The 22569-nt window shown below is 32.0% G+C and carries 22 protein-coding genes; 15 read left to right on the top strand and 7 right to left on the bottom strand.

All coding sequences use genetic code 11. From position 1 onward, the window contains the following. The first annotated feature begins 79 nt into the window (after nt 1-79). From GN138_RS03375 to GN138_RS16000, 3 genes are all read left to right on the top strand, one after another. Nucleotides 80-1090 carry a c-type heme family protein gene (locus tag GN138_RS03375; protein WP_157362124.1) on the top strand — a complete coding sequence of 337 codons (1011 nt, stop codon included), beginning with the start codon at nt 80-82 and terminating at the stop codon, nt 1088-1090. Nucleotides 1091-1103: 13 nt separating this feature from the next. Continuing rightward, entirely contained in the window at nt 1104-1400 is a 297-nt protein-coding gene (gene trxA, locus GN138_RS03370) for a thioredoxin (protein WP_157362122.1), read from the top strand. Between the two features lie 134 nt (nt 1401-1534). Next, nucleotides 1535-1705 carry a hypothetical protein gene (locus GN138_RS16000; RefSeq protein WP_197429307.1) on the top strand — a complete coding sequence of 57 codons (171 nt, stop codon included), beginning with the start codon at nt 1535-1537 and terminating at the stop codon, nt 1703-1705. A gap of 69 nt (nt 1706-1774) precedes the next feature. Here GN138_RS16000 and GN138_RS03365 read toward each other — a convergent pair whose 3' ends face one another. From GN138_RS03365 to GN138_RS03355, 3 genes are read right to left on the bottom strand one after another with little or no spacing between them, the layout of a single operon-like run. Continuing rightward, nucleotides 1775-2341, bottom strand: a complete 567-nt coding sequence (locus tag GN138_RS03365; protein WP_157362120.1) for a phosphatase domain-containing putative toxin — start codon at nt 2339-2341, stop codon at nt 1775-1777. Between the two features lie 18 nt (nt 2342-2359). Beyond that, nucleotides 2360-4459, bottom strand: a complete 2100-nt coding sequence (locus GN138_RS03360; protein ID WP_157362118.1) for a TonB-dependent receptor domain-containing protein — start codon at nt 4457-4459, stop codon at nt 2360-2362. A 49-nt stretch (nt 4460-4508) separates the two neighbouring features. After that, nucleotides 4509-4901, bottom strand: coding sequence for a hypothetical protein (locus tag GN138_RS03355; RefSeq protein WP_157362116.1), 393 nt, complete (start codon nt 4899-4901; stop codon nt 4509-4511). Nucleotides 4902-5095: 194 nt separating this feature from the next. On the opposite strand from GN138_RS03355, the gene GN138_RS03350 reads away from it, so the two are divergent. The 10 genes from GN138_RS03350 to GN138_RS15995 all read left to right on the top strand — a co-directional run bounded on the left by GN138_RS03350 (nt 5096) and on the right by GN138_RS15995 (nt 14760). Beyond that, entirely contained in the window at nt 5096-5821 is a 726-nt protein-coding gene (locus GN138_RS03350; RefSeq protein WP_157362114.1) for a peroxiredoxin, read from the top strand. Between the two features lie 132 nt (nt 5822-5953). Beyond that, on the top strand, nt 5954-7297 hold the full coding sequence (locus GN138_RS03345; protein ID WP_157362112.1) for an MBL fold metallo-hydrolase: 1344 nt from the start codon (nt 5954-5956) through the stop codon (nt 7295-7297). Between the two features lie 103 nt (nt 7298-7400). Continuing rightward, nucleotides 7401-8714, top strand: a complete 1314-nt coding sequence (locus GN138_RS03340; protein ID WP_157362110.1) for an APC family permease — start codon at nt 7401-7403, stop codon at nt 8712-8714. Between the two features lie 31 nt (nt 8715-8745). Then, on the top strand, nt 8746-9495 hold the full coding sequence (locus tag GN138_RS03335; protein WP_231743027.1) for a class I SAM-dependent methyltransferase: 750 nt from the start codon (nt 8746-8748) through the stop codon (nt 9493-9495). A 2-nt stretch (nt 9496-9497) separates the two neighbouring features. Continuing rightward, nucleotides 9498-10091 (top strand): class I SAM-dependent methyltransferase, encoded by a 594-nt coding sequence (locus GN138_RS03330; RefSeq protein WP_157362108.1) that lies wholly within the window; start codon nt 9498-9500, stop codon nt 10089-10091. Nucleotides 10092-10221: 130 nt separating this feature from the next. Then, on the top strand, nt 10222-11553 hold the full coding sequence (locus GN138_RS03325) for a cytochrome ubiquinol oxidase subunit I (protein ID WP_157362106.1): 1332 nt from the start codon (nt 10222-10224) through the stop codon (nt 11551-11553). 2 nt (nt 11554-11555) lie between these two features. Beyond that, the gene (cydB, locus tag GN138_RS03320) at nt 11556-12632 is read left to right on the top strand and encodes a cytochrome d ubiquinol oxidase subunit II (protein ID WP_157362104.1); all 1077 of its coding nucleotides are present in this window, start codon (nt 11556-11558) and stop codon (nt 12630-12632) included. A gap of 16 nt (nt 12633-12648) precedes the next feature. Then, entirely contained in the window at nt 12649-12948 is a 300-nt protein-coding gene (locus GN138_RS03315) for a hypothetical protein (protein WP_157362102.1), read from the top strand. 81 nt (nt 12949-13029) lie between these two features. Then, the gene (locus GN138_RS03310) at nt 13030-14487 is read left to right on the top strand and encodes an NAD(P)/FAD-dependent oxidoreductase (protein ID WP_157362100.1); all 1458 of its coding nucleotides are present in this window, start codon (nt 13030-13032) and stop codon (nt 14485-14487) included. A gap of 135 nt (nt 14488-14622) precedes the next feature. Beyond that, the gene (locus GN138_RS15995) at nt 14623-14760 is read left to right on the top strand and encodes a hypothetical protein (RefSeq protein ID WP_169338356.1); all 138 of its coding nucleotides are present in this window, start codon (nt 14623-14625) and stop codon (nt 14758-14760) included. Between the two features lie 84 nt (nt 14761-14844). Here GN138_RS15995 and pncA read toward each other — a convergent pair whose 3' ends face one another. The 4 genes from pncA to nadA all read right to left on the bottom strand — a co-directional run bounded on the left by pncA (nt 14845) and on the right by nadA (nt 19826). Beyond that, nucleotides 14845-15453 (bottom strand): bifunctional nicotinamidase/pyrazinamidase, encoded by a 609-nt coding sequence (gene pncA / locus GN138_RS03305; RefSeq protein ID WP_157362098.1) that lies wholly within the window; start codon nt 15451-15453, stop codon nt 14845-14847. 25 nt (nt 15454-15478) lie between these two features. Beyond that, nucleotides 15479-16876 carry a nicotinate phosphoribosyltransferase gene (locus GN138_RS03300; RefSeq protein WP_157362096.1) on the bottom strand — a complete coding sequence of 466 codons (1398 nt, stop codon included), beginning with the start codon at nt 16874-16876 and terminating at the stop codon, nt 15479-15481. Nucleotides 16877-17240: 364 nt separating this feature from the next. Continuing rightward, the gene (gene nadB, locus GN138_RS03295; protein WP_157362094.1) at nt 17241-18824 is read right to left on the bottom strand and encodes an L-aspartate oxidase; all 1584 of its coding nucleotides are present in this window, start codon (nt 18822-18824) and stop codon (nt 17241-17243) included. 6 nt (nt 18825-18830) lie between these two features. Continuing rightward, nucleotides 18831-19826, bottom strand: a complete 996-nt coding sequence (nadA, locus tag GN138_RS03290) for a quinolinate synthase NadA (protein WP_157362092.1) — start codon at nt 19824-19826, stop codon at nt 18831-18833. Between the two features lie 220 nt (nt 19827-20046). On the opposite strand from nadA, the gene GN138_RS03285 reads away from it, so the two are divergent. Beyond that, a complete protein-coding gene (locus GN138_RS03285) occupies nt 20047-21354 on the top strand; it encodes a TolC family protein (RefSeq protein ID WP_157362091.1) in 1308 nt (435 codons plus the stop codon). A 54-nt stretch (nt 21355-21408) separates the two neighbouring features. After that, on the top strand, nt 21409-22488 hold the full coding sequence (locus GN138_RS03280) for an efflux RND transporter periplasmic adaptor subunit (protein WP_157362089.1): 1080 nt from the start codon (nt 21409-21411) through the stop codon (nt 22486-22488). Nucleotides 22489-22569: the final 81 nt, after the last annotated feature.

The following is a 22569-nucleotide window of genomic DNA, read 5'->3' as shown; positions in this document are numbered from 1 at the left end:
TGAGATTTTAACTATTATTGTAACAAAAGTTACGTAACAACACCATCTAAATTATTATTTTTAGTAAAACTGATTTAGAATGAAAAACATATTAGGATTCGTTGTATTGGTCTTGTTTTTAGTGAGTTGTAATTCTTCTAATAAAAACGACCCTTACAGTAAAGCTAACAAAGCGGTTGCCGCTACAAAGGAACATCCTGGTAAAAAACTTATGGAGACTAATTGCAATATTTGTCATAGTCCCACAGCAGCTGAAAATAATAGAATTGGTCCACCAATGATTGCTATAAAAAGGCATTATATAGATAGTGGAACCACAAAAGAAGAGTTTATCTCTGCGATGCAAGCTTGGATTAAAAATCCTAATGCTAAAGATGCCAAAATGTTAGGTGCTATAAAACGATTTGGTGTTATGCCAAAACAGGCGTATCCTGAGAAAACAATAGAACAAATTTCAGAGTATTTGTACGATTTTGAAATTGAACAACCCGATTGGTTTGAAGCCCATTACAATGAAGAAATGGGAAATCAAAAGGGAACAAGAAATGGTAAAGCCATGCAGCATGGAAAGAATAAACAACAAGCAGAAGTAAATTTTGAAGAATTACCATATGGCGAACGTGGATTAAAATATGCACTAACAACAAAAGCGGTTTTAGGTAAAAACTTAATGGGAACCATTCAGCAAAAAGGTGTTTTAGAAGCTTTAAAGTTTTGTAACGCGCAAGCATATCCTTTAACAGATAGTATGGCGGTTGTACATAATGCCAAAATTAAGCGTGTTACAGACAAGCCAAGAAATCAACAAAACACAGCTAATTCTGAAGAGTTAATTTATATTAACAACTTTAAAACAGCTATTGCAAACAATGAAGAACCTAAGCCACTTGTAAAAGAATTTAATAATAATATAAAAGTTTATTACCCAATTACGACTAATACAATGTGTCTGCAATGTCACGGCAAACCAAATGAAACAATAGATGAATTAACATTAGCTAAAATTAAAACGTTATATCCAATGGATGAAGCTGTTGGCTATAGCGAAAATGAAGTAAGAGGTATATGGAGTATTTCTTTTGATAAATAAATTCAAGTCAGGTATGAGTAAATTTTCAGAAATAATAAATAAAGACCAACCCGTTTTAGTTGATTTTTTTGCAGATTGGTGCGGACCATGCAAAATGTTGAGTCCTATTTTAAAACAAGTAAAAGACGAGTTAGGCGATGATGTTGCTATCATTAAAATAGATGTAGATAAAAATCAACCTTTAGCAACCAAATACCAAGTAAGAGGTGTACCAACAATGTTACTCTTTAAAAACGGTAAGCAAGTTTGGAGACAGTCTGGCGTTTTGCAAAAAGAAGAGTTATTAAAAGTTATATATAGTTATAATTAGGTACTTATATAAATTTGACACTATTAAATTATGTATAACGCCTTATTTTGAAGTTTTTATCAAATACTGATATATATCATACTTGGTAAAAGTTTAAGTTGTTAATTTTACGGTAAGAAATAATAGATTATAACATGATTAATTCTTTAATAGCCTTATATAGCTGGACAGGTGGAGTAGTAATGATTGCCATCTTCGCGGTAGTATGTATTACCTTAGTTGGTATTTTAATTAATTTTATGTCTAAAGGAAAGCCTAAAGATGTATCTAATGATTTGCTAGAAGAAGAACATAAAGAGAACTAAATTTAACTAATAATATATTCAAAAAAAGGGGTAGTCTCTACATAACTACCCTTTTTTCTTATTTAAATATTATTCAATGCCTAATTCCTTTTTAATATGTTCTACATTGAGGTTCTCTAATAACTCTACTAAATTAGGATATCTATTTTTGTGATAACCAAATTCTTTAATTTTAAATTCATTAATTGCGTCTTCTTTAGTCCAATTTTCTACAATTATTCTGTAAGCTGCTATCATAACACCTGTTCTATCAGAACCATGCCAACAATGTATTAATACTGGTTTTTCTGCATTTTGCACGCGTTGTAAAACTTCTATTACATCTTCTTCTTGAATAAATTTAGTAGCTAAGGGTATATGCTCTAATTGTAAATCTGTGTTTTGTGCCTTTTTTATGTCGTTGCGCAAACGCCTTAAGTTTATAATTGTTTTAACTCCAGAATTTTCTAATTCTTTAAAACCCATTTTACTAGGTTGCTCTGATCGAAATAAAGAGTCGTTTATACAGTATAGATTATTAAAGTACTTGGAGTTTACCGTTGTATAATTATCAGTTTTCAACTCTTGCTTTTCTGTATCATCTTGTGAATATCCATAAGAGATTATAAAGAGCACTATTAGTGTTAATTTGTTCATTAATAAATAATTATATGTTTAAAAACTGTATTGAAGAAAAGCAGAGAAATTTCTTCCTGGTTCTGTAATGGGTGTTCTTCCAAATTCTGCTTGATTGGTAAACGAAAAATTTAAATGGTTATTATAGTTTTTATTCAATAGATTCATAATAGCCAATCCTAAGGTAATATTTTTAACGGGTTTTATACCTAATCTAAAATCTATAGTTTGGTAACCGTCAGTTGTAGTCTCACCATAGCTATATGAAATGTTATTTTGTTGCGCAACTATATTGTACTGAACGTTAGTCCATAGTTTAGATTTTTCATATCCTAAAACAAATTTTGTTGTAAAAGGAGGTGTTAATGGTAGAGATTCATCTAAATCTTTATTTCTAGAATAGATATAAGAAAATTCAGATTTTAAAAAGTAATTATTTAAAAAATCTAATTCTACCATCATTTCAACACCAGTTTTGTAGGCATTATCAATATTTCTAAACACTTTTGGGTGAACAGGATCTAGTGTTGCATTATATTTTCTGGTTAAGTTCTCATCAACAATTCCTACAATATAATTGTCTAAAAGTGAATAATATAAGGACGTTTCAAATTTTAAATTATTATAGCCATTTTTTAGTAAAGTGTTTCCTTTAAATCCAATTTCAAATTGATTATTAATTTCAGCTTTTAAATTAGGGTTACCAATATATTCATAAGGATCTTGGCCAACTGTAAAATGATTTATAAAACGCTCTATCATATTAGCAGATCGTACACCACGGCCATAGGCCGCTTCAAGTGTAAAATTATTTGAAACCCTATGCTTAATAGAAACTGTTGTACTTATATTGTGTTCAGTACGTTTATCCAAGTCATACATTTCTGCAAAATCTTCTTCTGGATCTTGTATGTTTGATGTTACATTATCATATCTTACACCTGCTGTTAAAATGGTTTTAAGATTTAAATTATACTTTAATTCTGTAAAGATGCCTAAATCGGTAATGTAAGCGTCTTGCCATACCTTATCATTAAACTCTAATGGATTTGTTAATGTATTTCCATTCATTATTTTAACAAAGCGTGTTCTATTGCCTTCTCGTGCAACATGCATGGCGTCTAAACCAGAGAACATGTTAAATTTTTTAAATGGTGTCCAATTCAATTCAATTTTTCCACCAATTGTAGTTGCATTTACATTAGATGCAGCTTCCGTTATACTAAACGAAGGCCTGTTGTCATTAGTCATTAAATGGTCTACATAACTATAATAGGCTTTTGCGGTTAATGATTTTAAGGTTTTACCTATATGGTCTAGTGAATAATCTAACGCCATAATATTGCTATTATCATATTCGGTATCCATGGCTAATGCGGCATGTAATACATCACGTCCAAAAGATTGTCGCCAATGTGCTTGTAAGCGTTGGTTTTGAGAAAAATTATAACCAATTTTAAGTCCATAATCTGTACTTCTAAATGATGAAGGGATTTGTGTACCATCGCCATCTTCATAATTCCCAAAATCTCTATAGCCAGCATTAGCAACAATATCAAATTTATTTTGAATGTATTGAAGTTGTACAAGGTTAACTATAGAATTTCCGTTACTCTCATAACCACCAGATACTTTACCATGTAAGTCATAATCTTCAAAGTCTGGTTTTTGTGTTACAAGATTTACAATGCCTCCAAATGTAGCACCATATCTCACAGTATATGGTCCTTTTATAATTTCAATTTTAGAAATTTCTTCAGGAATTATATGTGTGGTAATAGGGTCCATGCGGTTAGGACAAGCATGCATTGCCTTTGTGCCACCATCATATTGTATGTTTAGTTGTTCATATTGCGTACCTCTAAAAGACGGGTCTATGGCATAATTTCCTCTTTTTATAACTGAGAATCCGTTGATATTATTAAATAAATCAGCAACATTTTTAGGTTGCACAATTTTCTCATCATATTTATTTGCAACTACTGTAAGTACTGGGTCTGTTTCTAAATTTCCAGTGACTATTACGGTAGTTAATTTTGTTACTTTTTTAGTAGTATCTTTTTGAATAGTTTTTTTTTCTTGGCCATAAGATACAGTAGTGATAAGTGCACATAATAGTGCACCAAATAGTGTTTTCATAGTCTCAAATGAATTTGTTTAGCTTAATAATTCTGGTAGTAATAACTACTTATGTAAAAGAGCCAAAAGACTTCGGAGGATGAAAACTGGTATTAATGTTGTTAAAAGAATAATGATTAATATAAACCGAAACGTTGACCTTTTTTAGTCTCAGTTTGTTTTTAAATTCAAAATTAGTGATGGTATTTGGGCAGTAAATAAGTTCTTTAAAGTCAATAATACTTTCTGGTGTATTTTGGCTACTGTTCTGCGATTCAGCAACTTTTTTTAAATGACACTTTCCGTTACACTGCATCTGAGGTTTGTCCTTATTCTCACAAAGATTTTCTATAAAACCAATTGGGTCTAATTGATAATAGGCATATGTCAATGAAGTCTTTGTACTATTGAATAAAATCAATACTAATAAGAAGTTACTTAAGATGTATGTGCCAAATTTCATTTTGTAAAAATAGTTTACGCACCTAAAATTAAAACTGAGTATTATCATTTATAAAAGGAACGTATTATCACCTTTTTTTGGTTGTAATTATCAAAGATCTATATAAAATAGACTTTCTAAGGTAACCTTAGTTACATAGCTAAAAACTATTGCAAACTATATTTGTTATAAATTAATTTAATACAAGAGAAAACATGAATATAGCAGAAACAGTAAAAGAGGAACAAACCTTTTCAATGCCAAGAATTGGAGATAAAGCACCAGAATTTAAAGCCGTAACGACACAAGGAGAAATTAATTATCCTTCTGATTATAAGGGGAAATGGTCCATATTATTTAGTCATCCAGCAGATTTTACACCAGTTTGTACATCAGAGTTTATGACATTTGCACACTTAGAAGAAAAATTTGAAAAAGCAAATTGTAGTCTTATTGGTCTATCTATAGATGGTCTTTACAGCCATATCGCTTGGTTAAGAACTATTAAAGATAAAATTGAATTTAACGGAATGAAAGACATAGAAGTTACGTTTCCGTTAATTGAAGATATCTCTATGGATGTTGCCAAAAAATATGGAATGATTCAGCCAGGAGAAAGCAAAACACAAGCCGTTAGAGCCGTGTTTTTTGTAGATCCTAATGAAATTGTTAGAGCCATCATTTATTACCCATTAAGTATAGGAAGAAACTTTGATGAGTTGTACAGAGCATTAATAGCAATGCAAACTTCAGATAAATTTAATGTAGCAACACCAGCAGATTGGAATCCAGGTGACGATGTTATAGTTTCACCAGCAGGATCTTGTGGTGTGGCCGAAGAACGAATGACCTCTACAGAAGAATTAGAGTGTAAAGACTGGTTTTTCTGTACTAAAAAATTAGATAAAGATTTGGTTTTAAACGAAATCTTAAAAAATTAATTATTTAAATAGGTTGAAATAAAGTCTCATTTTGAGGCTTTATTTCTTATAAATTGTAAGTATCAGTAGATGGTATTTGCATTTATCTATAAGGTTGAACACTATATTTTAAGATTATAAAATTAGGATATTATGAATGTTATACAATTTGAAGATAAACCATTAGCACATTATTCTTACGCTATAATTAGTGGTAATGAAATGGCATTAGTGGATCCAGCAAGAGACCCAAAACCTTATTATCAATTAGCCGAAAAACATAATGCAAAAATAAAAGCTGTATTTGAAACGCATCCACATGCGGATTTTGTGAGTAGTCATTTACAATTACATCAAGAAACTGGTGCAATCATTTATGTGAGCAAATTAGTAGGTGCTAGTTATACACATCAGTCTTTTGATGATGGTGACACTATTACTATTGGAGATGTTACGTTTTCTGCTATTAATTCACCAGGTCACTCACCAGATAGTATCACTATTATAGCTGTAGATAAGGATAATAACCATGCTATGTTTTCGGGAGATACACTTTTTATTGGAGATGTAGGTAGACCAGATTTAAGAGAAAAAGCGGGTAACATGAGAGCTAAACGAGAAGAGTTAGCAAAAAGTATGTATCATACCATGCAGCAAAAATTCAATCATTTACCAGATGAAACTATAGTGTATCCAGCACATGGAGCAGGTTCGTTATGTGGAAAAAATATGAGTACAGACTCACAAAGCACTTCAGGAAGAGAACGAACAGAAAATTGGGCGTTTAAAGATTTAACTGAAGACGAATTTGTAAATCATATTTTAAAAGACCAACCGTTTATTCCTTCGTATTTCGGATTCAATGTTGATATCAATAAAGAAGGAGCAGAGAATTTTCAAATGAGTATTGCAGTCCCAATATTTCAATTTCAGATTAGTAAGTTTATTAATGATGGTGCTTTAATTATAGATACAAGAAGTAAAGCGGATTTTGATAAAAATCACATACCAAAGAGTATTAATCTAATCGCAGAGACTGAAGATGATAAATTTGAAACATGGTTAGGCTCTATTGTAAAACCTAATGAAGCATTTTATTTAGTTATAAAATCTATAGACGATAGAGATAAAATGTTATCTCGAATTGCTAAAATTGGCTACGAAAAACAATTAATAGGATTGATGACTCTAGGTGAAACCAAATTTGAAGACTCAGATGTTTTAAATTTTAAAGATTTTAAAAACAAACCCGATAAATACACTATTATTGATATAAGAAACAAAAGTGAAGTAGGAGAAGGAAAAATCTTTAAAGAGGCTACAGCAATTCCGCTTCATCAATTACGAGATGCAAAAGATGCAATACCAACAGATAAGCCTATAGTTGTACATTGTGCAGGTGGTTACAGAAGTGCAGCTGGTAGCAGTATTATTTCTAGTCAACTTAAGGACGCTGTAGTTTATGATTTAAGTGATGATGTTACTAAGTTTAAATAATTGAAGACCATAGGAAAGTTAACCATAAAAGATGTGGCGTTTGTAGCAGTTCAAATGTTACTGTTTTTAGCCTATTTATTAGCCATTTAGTATAAATACATCAATGTCAATAAAAAACAAAACCTATAAAATTACAGCTATTACTGGTATTGCGTTGGTAGTCGCTAATATGATTGGTACTGGTGCATTTACCAGTTTAGGTTTTCAGTTAAAAGATTTAGAAAATCCTACCGTTATACTTATACTTTGGGTTTTGGGAGGCCTTATTGCGTTATCTGGTGCATTTAGTTATGCCGAAATAGGCACGCACATCACACGCTCTGGTGGAGAATATGCATTTCTTACCAAGTTGTTTCATCCGCTTGTTGGGTATTTATCGGGCTGGATTTCTATAACCGTTGGTTTTGCGGCACCAATTGCGCTGTCGGCAATGGCATTTGTTGCTTATTTTCCTTATTTTAACCTTAATCCAAAATGGACAAGCATTCTATTAATAGGTGTTGTTACGCTTATTCACACTAAAAATCTTTCATTAAGCTCTAAGTTTCAGAATATAAGTACGGTTTTAAAAGTTGCTATAATCGTTGTACTCATTATAATTGGTATTTGGCAAGAACCATCGTTTCAAAGTGTTGGCTTGTTTAATAATTCAGATTATCCTAATTTAATTTCACCAGCATTTGCCATTGCTTTAATATATGTGAGTTATTCATATTCTGGCTGGAATGCAGCGGCTTATATTACAGAAGAATTCAAAAATCCTAAAAAATCATTGCCTATTGCATTAATAGGAGGCACCATTTTAGTAACTGTGCTTTACACTTTTTTACAATACGTATTTATAAAACACGTACCAATACCAGAGTTAAAAGGGCAATTAAATGTTGGTACCATTGCCATGAATAAAATGATTGGCGAAGATTACGGACGATTATTCGGATTATCCATTTCCTTATTATTGGTGTCAGGTATAAGCGCTATGGTTTGGGTAGGCTCTAGAGTAACGTCTAATATTGCCAAAGACCATCAGTTTTGGCAGTATTTTAAATCCGAAAAAAATAACATACCACAACGCGCCTTATGGTTGCAATTTGGTATCAGTGCCTTGTTAATTTTAACAGGAACCTTTGAGCAAATATTAATTTATTGTGGTATTCTATTAACACTATCTTCTATGGTAACAGTTTTCGGCGTTTTTAAATTGAGAAGTCAACATAAAATGACAAAATCTAACAGTTTTAAAAGTCCACTATTTCCTGTTTTTCAACTGATATTTATTATCTTATCCATATGGATGATTGTCTATGCCTTTATTAATAGTCCGTTTGAAGTTTTAGTGGGTTTAAGTAATATTTTATTAGGTTTTATAACCTATTGGAGGAGTAATACATTAAATAGTAAACATAATATAAATTGAATTAAAAGAATTTTAAACAAAACAAAACAAAATGAGAAGAACAAAACAGATTTTTATGGCAACAGCAATAACATTAGCGTTAGTTGGCTGTAAAGAAAACAATGAAAAAAGTGATAAAAAAGATGTTAAAATGGAACAAAATCACGATTCTAAACCTAACAAAGACCATCATGCAAAACACCATCATATGGATAGTGCAAAAACAGCAAATGATTATATGCATCAATCAAATACCGAAGAATTAATAGAGCGTTTTGAGTCACCAGAGCGTGATGCCTATCAAAAACCAGAATTGGTTCTGGACTATTTGGGAGATGTAAAAGGTAAAAAAATAATGGATATTGGTGCTGGTTCAGGATATTTCTCAGTGAAATTAGCAGAAAAAGGAGCTCACGTTATTGCAGCAGATGTCAGTGATGAATTTCAATCGGCATTAAAACAAAGAATAGAAGCTAATAAACTCGAAAACATAGAACTTCGTAAAATCCCATATGATAGTCCAGATTTAAAGGATAATGAAGTGGATATGGTATTAATTGTAAATACATATCACCATATAGAAAACCGAATCGATTATTTTTCAAAAGTCAAAAAAGGAATCAAATCAGAAGGAGAATTAGTAGTTATAGATTTCTTTAAAAAGGAAATTCCTGTTGGTCCACCATCTAACCATAAAATTGATTTAGAAACCGTAAAACAAGAATTAACAGAAGCTGGTTATACCCAATTAGATGTAAATGTAGATTTACTGCCTTACCAATTTATCATTAAAGCAAAGTAATTATGAACGACTTTTGGAATGAACGCTATGCCAATGAAGAATTTGCTTATGGTACCGAACCTAATGCATTTTTTAAACAACAGCTAGATAAACTCAAACCAGGAAAACTATTACTACCAGCAGAAGGTGAAGGTCGTAATGCTGTATATGCAGCTGCCCAAGGTTGGGAAGTTACTGCTTTTGACATGAGTAAAAAAGGCAAAGAAAAAGCATTGAAGTTAGCAAAATTGAATGATGTTAAAATTACGTACCAAGTTATTGGTGCAGAAGAATTTAAAACCGATGAGGAGTTTGATGTTATAGGTTTAAGTTTTGTGCATTTGCCAATAGAAATTCGTGAACAAGCACATCAACATTTACTTCAGTTTTTAAAAGTTGGAGGAACGATAATTTTTGAAGGTTTTGCAAAAGGGCAGTTAGGTAATACTTCTGGTGGTCCTAAAAATGCAGCTATGTTGTTTTCTATTGAAGAAGTTAAAAATGAATTTGCAGACTTGGATTTTAAAATTTTAGAAGAAAAAACTATAGAGCTTTCAGAAGGCGATTATCATAAAGGAAAGGCGCAAGTTGTGAGGTTTGTTGGTGTAAAATTATAAGAGATTAGAAACATAATTTTTTTAAACTAAATTTTAACATATTTCAGACCCCAAATACAAAAATTTGTAACCAATGTAACATAGCAACCTTTGTAAAATCGATAACTTTGTATAATCCAAAATAAGACATATGGAAGATATGCTATTCTATGATCGAATGCAGTTTGCATTTACGATTACATTTCATTATTTATTTCCACAGTTGACTATGGGATTATCGTTATTGATAGTCTTTTTTAAAGGGAAATACCTCAAAACTAAGATTGATAAATACAACGACGCTGCAAAATTCTGGATGAAGATTTTTGCACTCAACTTTGCTATGGGAGTTGTAACAGGTATTCCAATGGAATTTCAATTTGGTACCAATTGGGCAAAGTTTTCAGAATTAACAGGTGGTATTATAGGTCAGACATTAGCCATGGAAGGTATGTTTTCATTTTTCTTGGAGTCCTCCTTTTTAGGACTCTTTTTATTTGGTGAAAAGCTATTAGGTCATAAACTTCACTTTGTCACAGGTTTTCTTGTCTTTTTGGGCTCTTGGGCAAGTGGTTATTTAATTATTGCCACGCATTCTTGGATGCAATATCCTGTGGGTTATGAGGTGTTAGAAAACGGAAAGTTTATACTCAATAATTTTGGTGCCTTATTCTCTAATCCTTGGTTATTACCTTCATATTTACATAATCAGGCTGCATCATTAGTAACATCGTCTTTTGTAGTCGCCGCAGTTGGTGCATTTTATTTACTAAATAATAAACACAGCGATTTTGGAAAGCTTTTTGTAAAAACAGGTGTTGTTTTTGGGTTAATATCTAGTTTAATAGTGGCATTTCCAACAGGAGATTGGGCTGCTAAAAATGTAGCCGAACATCAACCGGTTACTTTCGCGGCTATGGAAGGTATTTTTGAAACTGAAGAAGGTGGTTCAGAAATAGTACTAATTGGTCAGCCTAACATGCTAGAGAAAAAGCTTGACAATAAAATTGCTGTACCAAACATATTAAGTTTTTTAACCTATCAAGATTGGAATGCAGAAATTAAAGGTTTAAATGAGTTTGATGAGAGTGTGCATCCTACAAACGTTCCTGGTTTATATTATTCTTACCATATAATGGTTGGTTTAGGGACTATTTTTATTGGTTTAATGTTATTGGCAGCTGTTCAATTATATAGAAAAAAACTATACAAAACCAAGTGGATATTATGGGCCTTAATGTTTATGTTACCATTTCCATATATAGCAAATACTACAGGTTGGTACACAGCAGAATTAGGTAGACAACCTTGGTTAGTCTATAACTTATTACGCACTGCTGATGGTGCTTCACCTACGGTGTCATCTGGTAATACCTTGTTTACATTACTTGGTTTTATTGGCTTGTATCTGTTGCTAGGCTTACTATTTTTAATGTTAGCCGGAAAAATTATTAATAAAGGTCCTCAACTAGAAAAACACTAATTATGGAATTATTTTGGTATATCGTTTTAATGACAATGCTCGCTGTTTATGTAATTTTAGATGGTTACGATTTTGGGGCAGGAATAATTCATTTGTTTTTCGCTAAAGAAGAAAAAGATAAAAAGGCTATAACTAACGCCATTGGTCCTTTTTGGGATGCTAACGAAGTCTGGTTAATTGCAGCAGGAGGTGTATTGTTTTTTGCATTTCCTACCTTATATGCATCATCTTTTAGTGGTTTTTATTTACCATTAATTATGATTTTGTGGTTGCTTATTTTTAGAGCCATTGGTTTAGAATTAAGAGGACAAATCCATAATAAAATGTGGGAAGCCATTTGGGATAAAGCCTTTGGTATTGCCAGTTTACTATTAGCATTGTTCTTTGGTGTAGCTTTAGGTAACGTGGTGAGAGGTGTAAATCTTGGTAATGTGGTAAATGGAGTTTCTACTCAAGAAGCGCATTATTTCTTTTTACCACTTTGGAATCCGACGTTCAGTCCGCAAGCAGAACAGTTAGGAATTATAGATTGGTTTACTTTATTATTGGGAATAATAGGTGTTGTAGCACTTACAATTCATGGTGCCAATTGGATAATTTTTAAAACCAATTCTGGTTTAAATGAAAAATTAAAAAAAGTAGTGTTTAACCTCAATATTGTAATGGTTGTATTGGTTGTCATATCGCTATTAGTATGGCATGTAATTGAGCCAAAACCATTTCATAATTTCCTAGACAAACCTTGGTTATTTATTTTTCCAATCATTACATTTACAGGATTGTTTGGTCTGTTTAAAGTAAAAACCTTCAAAAAACATGGCATGGGATTTTTGTTTTCATCGTTGTTTTTATTTGGAGGATTAACATCTACCGTAGCATCTATATTTCCAAAGGTATTACCATCAACCAATACTGTAAATCCAGATTTAACCTTGTATAATATGGCTGCGCACGGATATGGATTAGGTGTTGGTGTCTATTGGTTTATTATTGCTATCATTTTAGTTATCACATATTTTACAATACAGTATCGTGTATTTAAAGGAAAAATGGACGATGTTGGTTATGGCGAACATTAACTAAAAAGATAAAGTTATGACAGGTGCGTTAATTTCCTTGATTAGCATATTTATAGGAATCATAGCTGCCAACATTTACGGTTATTTAAAACAAAAATATTCTTTTGGGTTTACCGGAAATACATTGGTTGGCGTATTTGGAAGTATCTTATTAATTAAAACGTTTGGACGTTTAGGTTTTGACCCTTGGTCTATTATGAACAATGGCGATTTTGATGCCGTACGTCTTGTGGTTAATTTATTCATGTCTGCCTTAGGAGGTATTACCCTTTTGATACTCGCTAAAAAGCTCTATTTGCACATCAATAAACCGTAGCCAAAACTTACCCTTGGCTTGTGTAACCTAAGTTACTGTGAACTCTCTCGAAGTGAAGTACCTTTATTAAAAATTAAGGTCATGTCTAAAATTGTCATTTTAGGAGCAGGAATTTCTGGTCACGTTGCAGCTACAAATTTACGTAGAAAATTATCTAAACAACACGAGGTTGTAGTTGTGTCGCCTAACAGTAATTACCAATGGGTTCCTTCAAATATTTGGGTTGGTATTGGTAGAATGAAGTCCGAAAAAATCTTGTTTCCTCTTGCACCTTTATACAAAAAGAAAGGTATTGGTTTTAAACAAGCTAAAGCCATTTCATTTCATCCTGAAGGTGATACTACAGAACCAAAACCTTACGTATTATCAGAATATGTTGCTGGAAATAATAAAGGACAACAAGAAAAAATAACCTACGATTATCTCATAAATGCCACAGGGCCGAAATTAAATTTTGAAGCTACAGAAGGCTTAATTCCTGGCGAAAACAAAACCTATTCCGTTTGTACTTATACACATGCAGACCACGCTTGGCATGGGTTAATTGACGTTATTCAACAAATGAAAAAAGGAAAAAAGGCCAAAATATTAATTGGAACAGGTCATGCAAAATCAACATGTCAAGGTGCTGCTTTCGAATATATTTTGAATGTAGAAAACGAGTTAAGACGACACAAGGTAAGAGATATGGCTGAAGTAACATGGATTTCTAACGAATATCAGTTAGGTGATTTTGGAATGGATGGCATGTTAATGAGTTATGGAAGTATGACCATGAAATCTCATGAGATGATTGAAATGATTTTTGAAGACAGAGATATCAAATGGATTTTAGGTGCAGGCGTAAATAAAATTGAAGATGGTGTAGCACATTACGAAAATTTAGAGGGCGAACACAAATCTGAAACTTACGATTTTGCCATGTTAATTCCGTCTTTTTCTGGTCATGGTTTTAAAGCTTATGATAAAAACGATAATGATATAACGGAAAAACTCTTTAGAGGATTTATGGTTGTTGATGCGGATTATACACCAAAACCTTATGAAGAATGGTCGGTTAGAGATTGGCCAGAAACTTACCAAAATCCTAGTTACAATAATATTTTTGCACCAGGTATTGCGTTTGCGCCACCACATTCTATTTCAAAACCTCGAAAAAGTAAAAACGGAACAGATATAACACCAGCACCACCAAGAACAGGTATGCCATCTGGTATTACTGCAAAATTAGTAGCCGATAATATTATAGATACTATAAAAGGAGGTAAAGAAAGTTTACATCATAAAGGCTCAATGGGAAATATGGGAGCAGCCTGTATTGCTTCGGCTGGTTATGGTTTAACAAAAGGTAGTGGAGTAAGTATTACCACGTATCCTATAGTGCCAGATTATGAAAAATATCCTAAAACTCAAGGACGACAATTAGGAAAAACCTTTGGAGAAATAGGATTAGCTGGTCATTGGTTAAAATTGGCTTTACATCACGCTTTTATTTATAAAGCTAAAATGAAACCATTTTGGTGGTTAATTCCTGAATAGTTATCTGGGTTAATACTGAAAATTAAATATTATTTTAATCAGAGTAGTGTCCCCTTGAGGGGACTTTAGGGGTGTTTTATTATGAGAACAATAGTAGTTGAGTTGGAGACATAAAACTGTAAAAATTAAAAAATCATGACACAAAGAATTTCAAAATATCAAAGATTTAAAATGATGAATCCTGTGATTCAGTTTTTCAAATTCATTTATTTAAGTATAAAAATAATGATTGTTGTAGCTGGAGGACATGGAGGCACTAGAAAAGTGAACTGATGTGGTTATCAGTTTTTTTGATTGATTGTAAAAAGCATTCATTTTTAAGGTGAATGCTTTTTTTATGGAATAAATCTAAGTTGTTTATAAAAAAGATTCTGAGTTTACAATTTTAATACCCTTAGCTACCATTTCTTGTTTCAGTTTATCTAAATGAACATTATCTAATGCTTTTGAAGCATCTTCAATAAAGGTACAATTAAAGCCTTCATTAAAAGCATCTAGTATTGAAAAGTAAACACAAATGTCTGCAGCCAAACCACAAAAGTAAAGTTCAGTAATTCCTTTTTCTTTCAAATAACCCGTTAAACCTGTAGATTTTAAGTGTCCGTTATCATAAAAAGCACTGTAACTATCAATAGAAGTATTAGTGCCTTTTCTAAATATAGCTTCAAAGTTTTTAGTATTTAAATCTGGGTGGAATTCAGCACCTTCTGTTCCTTCTACACAATGGTTTGGCCATAAGGTTTGTGGTTTACCATGCAATTCTATAACATCAAAATTAGATTTGTCTTTATGGTTTGTAGCAAAACTAACATGATTCAAAGGATGCCAATCTTGGGTAGCTATAATTAAATCAAACTTATTATTTATGGAATTTATTACAGGAACAATTTTATCTCCTAAAGGAACAGGTAACGAACCGTTTGGCATAAAATCATTTTGTACATCAATGATAATTAAGGTTTTCATGAGGAAGTATTTTATAAAATAAGTTTTAAAATTTATTCTTTTTAATTAAAAGGTCGCGTTCATTTTTAAGTTTTGTGCTTAACCCTATTTTATAAATGTGTGGATTTTGAAAACGTTTATATTCATCGGGAAGTTGTTGTAATCGTGATAGTGAATATTCTTTGATTTCAGTAACAGTTCTAGAAGCAATAATTCTTTTACCATCTTTCATTACTTGTTGCAATAAAGGCTCATGTTTAAACCTATTAAGATCTAAGCTTTTTGTATTATCAAAAGGATGTTCCATAAGCGAAACACTTTCTTCGGAGTAAATGGTTACAGCATCTGCTCCATAAAACATATTATTTTCGTCTATCATTCTATAAACTTGTTTTTTAAAAGGCAATGACGTTTTAATAATATTTTCCGATAGTTTTATTCGTGGTGTATTATTAAATTCAGAAAGTTTATAAACACCATCTATAGAAGCATCGGGCTTTCCAGTAACTAAATTTGTTCCAACGCCATAAATATCAATGTATGCACCTTGTTCTTTTAAACTTTTAATAACATATTCGTCTAATTGATTAGAAACTACAATTTTTACATAACTTAAATCAGCTTCGTCTAATAAAGCGCGAGTTTTTTTAGATAGGTAAGCTAAATCTCCACTATCTAACCTAACACCTAACAATTTATCGCCACGTTCTTCCATTTCTTTTGCTACTTTTATGGCATTTGGTAGCCCACTTTTTAAGGTATTATAGGTGTCTATTAACAACACGCAATTTTTTGGACGCATTTTGGCAAAATCTCTAAAAGCTTGGATTTCTTCTTCATAGCTTTGTATAAAAGAGTGTGCCATTGTACCTGTTGAAGGAATATCGTAATCTTCGGCAGCCTTTACGTTACTTGTACTGTCAAAACCACCAATAGCAGCTGCTCTAGACGCATAATAACCACCTGTAGCATGAGCGCGACGTAAGCCCATGTCTAGTAATATACCGTTTTTAGCGCTATATTTTATTCGGCTAGCTTTAGTGGCAATTAACGTTTGAAAATTTAGAATATTTAATAACAAAGTTTCAATAATTTGTGCTTCAATAATATTCGCTTCAACTTGTAATATTGGTCTATTTGGGAAAACAACGTCACCTTCATTACTGGCATAAATATTACCTTTGAAACTAAAATTCTTGAGATAATTTAAAAAATCATTTTCAAATCCTTTTTGTTTTAAATAATTCATGTCAGAAGAAGAAAACTCTAAAGTTTCAAGTATGTTTAAAACATCTTCTAGTCCTGCAAAAATAGAATACCCACCTTTATATGGGTTATGTCTAAAATAATAATCGAAAACGGCTCGTCCGTTTGGTTTGGTGCCAAAATAAACTTGCGCCATGGTTATTTGATAAAGGTCAGTATATGCTGCGGTAATATTCATAAAAATTAGAAATATTTTTTAACTAAATATCTTAAAATTTATCAGATATCTCGTTTAGAATTTTGAAAAATAAAGACATAAATTTAAGCATATTTAACCATTTTACGCAGAACAATGATTTTAAAACTTAGAATGTATAAGTATTAAGTAACAATAGTTACTAACGTTTGTTTTAGGTTCCTTTATTTTTGCATGGTAATGTGAGGAAATGTATTTCTATAATTATTATTAAAATACAATGAATTTGGTTTTGAGTACGTTACAATTTAAAGAATTTAATAAAAGTTAACTGATGTGGTTATCAGTTTTTTGGTTGGTTGTTAAAAAGGCATTTATATTTTAATATGAATGCCTTGTTTATTTATTAATTTAAATCCATGTTGAAAAACCCACCACAATTCTTTTTTCTTTTTTTAGAGAACTGCGTTATTAAATAGGCAGTTGTGATTAGATTTCTTAATTCGCATAAATCTGTTGATATTTCCGAATGGTCGTATAGACGTTTATTATCCTCGTAAAGAACTTTTAGCCGTTTTTCAGCACGGAGTAAGCGTTCATTAGATCTTACAATTCCTACGTAATTGGTCATAATGGTTTTTACCTCATTTCTATCGTGAGTTATCAAAACTTTTTCCATGTTTTTAATGACACCATTGTCATTCCATTCTGGGATATCTTTTGGCATATTAGTTTTTGTAAACTTTTTGCTCACATTTAAAAAAGCGCTATGTGCATAAACCAATCCTTCTAATAAAGAATTTGAAGCCAATCTATTTCCTCCATGCAATCCTGTTCTAGTAACTTCGCCACAAGCATAAAGTTTTTTTATGGATGTTTTAGAGTTTTTATTAACTACTATGCCACCGCAAATGTAGTGAGACGCTGGTGCTACAGGAATAAAATCTTTTTTTATATCTATACCAAGTGATGTGCATTTTTCCGAAATATTAGGGAAGTGTGTTTTAAATTTTTCAATATTTAAATGTCTGCAATCTAAATAAACATGAGAATTTCCACTTTTTTTAAGTTCGTTATCAATTGCTCTCGCCACAATATCTCTTGAGGCTAGTTCTTCCCGTGCATCGTAATTGTGCATAAACTTCTGGCCATTACTATTTCTTAACTTGGCTCCAAATCCTCTCACAGCTTCAGAAATTAAAAATGCAGGATATTCACCAGGATTGTATAAAGCTGTTGGATGAAACTGAATGAACTCTACATCTGCAATTTCAGCTTTTGCTCTGTAAGCCATGCCTAAACCATCACCAGTTGCAACCTTTGGGTTTGTTGTAGTTTCGTAGACTTGACCATTACCACCAGATGCTAGCATAGTAAACTTGCTAATATAAGTTTTTACCACTGATTTTTTTTGGTCCAAAACATAAGCACCAAAGCAAGTTATTTTACTGTTTCGCTTTGTTTTTTTCTTTTTGGTTTGGTGTTCGGTTATTAAATCAATGGCGTAATGGTATTCTAAGAATTCTATGTTTGGTTTTGCTTCTACTTGTTTTAGTAAAACACGTTCTATTTCTGCTCCTGTAATATCAGTATGATGTAGAATTCGATTTTGTGAGTGTCCACCTTCTCGTCCTAAATCGTAATCGCCATTTTCGTTTTTATCAAATTTTGTTCCCCATTCAATTAATTCTTGTAAACGGTTTGGTGCATCATTCACCACCATTTTTACAACTTTTTCATCACACAGACCATCACCAGCAATTAAAGTGTCTTTAACGTGTTGCTCAAAACTATCAATGTTAGAATTTGTAACAGTTGCAATACCTCCTTGCGCGTAATTGGTATTAGATTCATTTTTTTTATCCTTTGTAATAAGAATAACTTTCGCTTCCTTAAATTTTGTAGCCACTTTTAAAGCAAAGGTTAAACCAGAAACTCCTGAGCCTATAACTAAAAAATCAGTTTCTATAGTAGTGTTTTTATTGCTCATAAGGTGTTATTTAGAAAGTTCTAACATTCTTTCAATTGGGACAATAGCTTTTTTAGCCAATTCAGCATCTACTTCTATATTCGGTAATTCGTGTTTAATACATAAATAAAGTTTTTTTAAGGTATTCATTTTCATGTAAGCACATTCGCTACAAGCGCATGTATTATCATCTTCAATAGGTGCAGGAATTATTGTTTTATTTGGGTTTTCTTTAGTCATTTCGTATAAAATGCCAACTTCAGTTGCCACAATGAATGCTTTCTTTTTACTATTTTTTACATAATTAAGCAAACCTGATGTAGAGCCAATATAATTTGCGGTTTTTAGGATGTGAGCTCCAGATTCTGGGTGTGCAATTATTTCAGCATTAGGATGTTCTTTGTGGATTTTAATTAATTTTTCCATAGAAAAAGCTTCATGCACAACACAAGCGCCATCCCAAAGTAGCATATTTCTTCCTGTTTCTTTATTTAAATAAGCACCTAGATTTTTGTCTGGCGCAAAAATAATAGGTTGGTTTTTTGGTATGGCCTCAATAATTTTCTTAGCGTTAGAGGATGTACATACATAGTCACTTAGCGCTTTTATTTTAGCAGAACAATTAATATAGGTAACCACAACATGATTTGGATGTTGCTTTTTGAATTCTGAAAATGCTTCAGCAGGACAAGAATCCGCCAAGGAACATCCTGCTAGTAAATCTGGCAAGACTACTTTTTTAGAAGGATTTAAAATCTTAGCAGTTTCTGCCATAAAATGAACACCAGCAAATATAATAATGTCTGCATCTGTTTTTGCCGCTTGTTGAGCTAAGGCAAGGCTATCTCCAACAAAATCTGCAATTTCTTGGATTTCATCTTTTTGATAATAATGTGCTAATAGAATGGCATTTTTTTCTTTTTTTAATTTTTCTATTTCAGTTACATAGTCAATATGTGGCGTTTCTATATCTAGAAAATCTTTCTTATGAAGGTCTTGCTTCGCAAGTTCTAAAGTTTCCATGTTTAGGATATTTACTAAAATTTATATACTAGTTAATAGCTTGTAAAATTAGGAACTTAACCAAGCTAAAAACATGACAAAACGCATATAATGGTTTTAACAAATAAGCTTAAACCATATATACAGACAAACCGTTTTGTTGCTATAGAATTCCAGAGTAACATTGGTTACAGACTTAACAAACGCATTACAGTAATTTCGCAGTATAAATAATAATTCAATGAAAAAAACTGTTAGTATATCACTGTTATTCTTTGTTTTAAGTTTGGTTTTACATTCGCAAGAGAACGTGGCAATCACCAAAAATGAAGTCTTAACTAAAGTTTCAGAAAATAACACAAGCATTAAAATTTCTGAAGAAGAGTTTAAGCAAGCCAAAGCAGATTTTAGACAAACTAATGCGGTGTTTTTGCCAAACATAACAGCAAGTCATACAGCTATAGCAACAACGAATCCTTTAATGGCTTTTGGTTCTAAATTGAATCAGGAAATTTTAACACAAAACGATTTTAATCCAGCGTTATTAAACGACCCATCGCAGATTGAAAACTACGCTACCAAGTTTGAAATACAACAACCATTAATTAACGTAGATGGTATGTTTCAACGAAAAGCAGCCAAATCTAAAATGGAAGCGATGGCTTTAAAGACGGAACGTACACAAGATTATTTAGCATTTGAGGTTGAAAAAGCCTACATGCAATTACAATTGGCATATAAAGCTGTAGATGTTTTAGAAACGGCTTTAGAAGCGGCCAATGCCAATAAACAATTAGCAGATAATAGTTTTAAACAAGGGTATTTGCAACGTGCAGATGTGCTAAATGTTGAAGTACGCGTTACTGAGGTAAAGAATCAATTACAAGCTGCAAAGAGTAATGTGCAAAATGCCTCAAATTATTTGTCTTTTTTAATGAATGATGACACCTATGTAGTTTACACACCATCAGATGAATTAGAGGTAACAACGACAACAATAGCGGATAAGTCAATTTCTGAAAACCGTTCAGACATTAAAGCCATGCAATTAGCCTCTAATGCTTATGAAGCGATGAACAAGGCTGATAAAATGGCATTTCTTCCAAGATTGAATGCATTTGGTAGTTATGAGTTGTACGATGACCAAATTTTTCAAGCCGATGCCAATGGTTATTTATTTGGAGCACAATTAAGTTGGGATGTTTTTCAAGGGTCTAAGCGTTTTGGAAAAGCCCAAAAAAGTAAAGCTGAATATGAAAAATCGAAACTAGAATACAAGCAATATGTATCACAAAGTCATTTAGAATTAAACAAAGCAAAACGTGCCTTTATTGATGCTGAAAACAAATTGCAATTAAACACTTTAGCTTTAGAACAATCTGAAGAATCTTTAAGAATTAGAACCAACAGATTTAAAGAAGGCTTAGAAAAAACGTCTGATTTATTGATAGCTGAAACACAATATGCTCAAAAACAATTGGAGTATTACCAAACCATTTTCGAATACAATTACGCACAAGCTTATTTACAATTTTTAACTAAAGAATAATTTTTCCTGCAAGGTTTCCAAAACCTTGTAGGTATCAACATAAAAACAATCAAAATGAAAAAATATATTTATTTAATAACGCTTACAGCAACAGCATTTTTTGTAACAAGCTGCGGAAGTGAGGATAAAAAAGCAGTTGAAGACAATTCGCCAGCAATTGTTGTAAAAACCAGTCAGGTAGAAGCCAATAGCAACAGTCCATTTTTGGCAGTGAGCGGAAAAATTCAGGCTACAAACAGTGCAGATTTAAGTACCAGAATGATGGGTTATGTAAACAAAGTGCACGTTAATGTTGGAGATAAAGTGCGTAAAGGACAATTATTAGTGTCTATTAATAATGCCGATTTACAAGCTAAACGTGCACAAGTAAATGCAGGAATTACAGAAGCAACAGCTGCTTTTAATAACGCACAAAAAGATTACAACCGATTTAAAAATTTATTTGCAGAAAACAGTGCATCTCAAAAAGAAATGGATGACATGACGGCTAATTTTGAAATGGCAAAAGCACGATTAGAATCGGCTAACCAAATGAAAAATGAAGTGAATGCACAATTCACTTACAGTAATATTACAGCACCATTTAGAGGAACTATTACTAGTAAAAATGTAGAAGCAGGTAATATGGCAAATCCAGGAGTGCCATTAATAAGTATGGAGACACCAGGTGCTTTTGAAGTCATGGCTATGGTACCAGAATCTGAAATTTCTACGATTAAAAAAGGAACTACAGTTGATGTTTTGGTAAAATCTATTAACCAATCCATTAAAGGAAAGGTGACTGAAGTTAGTACATCTGCAAAAAATACAGGCGGACAATATTTAGTGAAAATAGATTTAGGTAAAACAGAAGCCAATATTTTATCTGGCATGTTTACAACGGTTCAATTTCCTGTAGAACGTAAAGCTAAATCAGAAATGGTTTTAGTACCAACAGAAGCTATTATAACTAACGGACAATTATCTGGTGTGTATACCGTAAGCCAAAGTAATACAGCATTATTACGTTGGTTACGTTTAGGAAGAACTTTTGGAGACCAAGTAGAAGTATTATCGGGTTTAAATGGAGATGAAGCTTATATCATATCAGCAGAAGGAAAGCTTTACAATGGTGCAAAAATCAGTGTTCAGTAAACAGTCACAGTTTTCAGTATCTGGTCAACTAAAATAAAAGAATAACATAAATAAGGGAAAGCAGTAAAAGTAACAGTTTTC

The organism is Winogradskyella endarachnes (assembly GCF_009741275.1).
GTDB lineage: Bacteria > Bacteroidota > Bacteroidia > Flavobacteriales > Flavobacteriaceae > Winogradskyella > Winogradskyella endarachnes.
The sequence above is the reverse complement of the archived record's forward strand: the minus strand, read 5'-3'. Positions and strand labels throughout refer to the sequence as shown.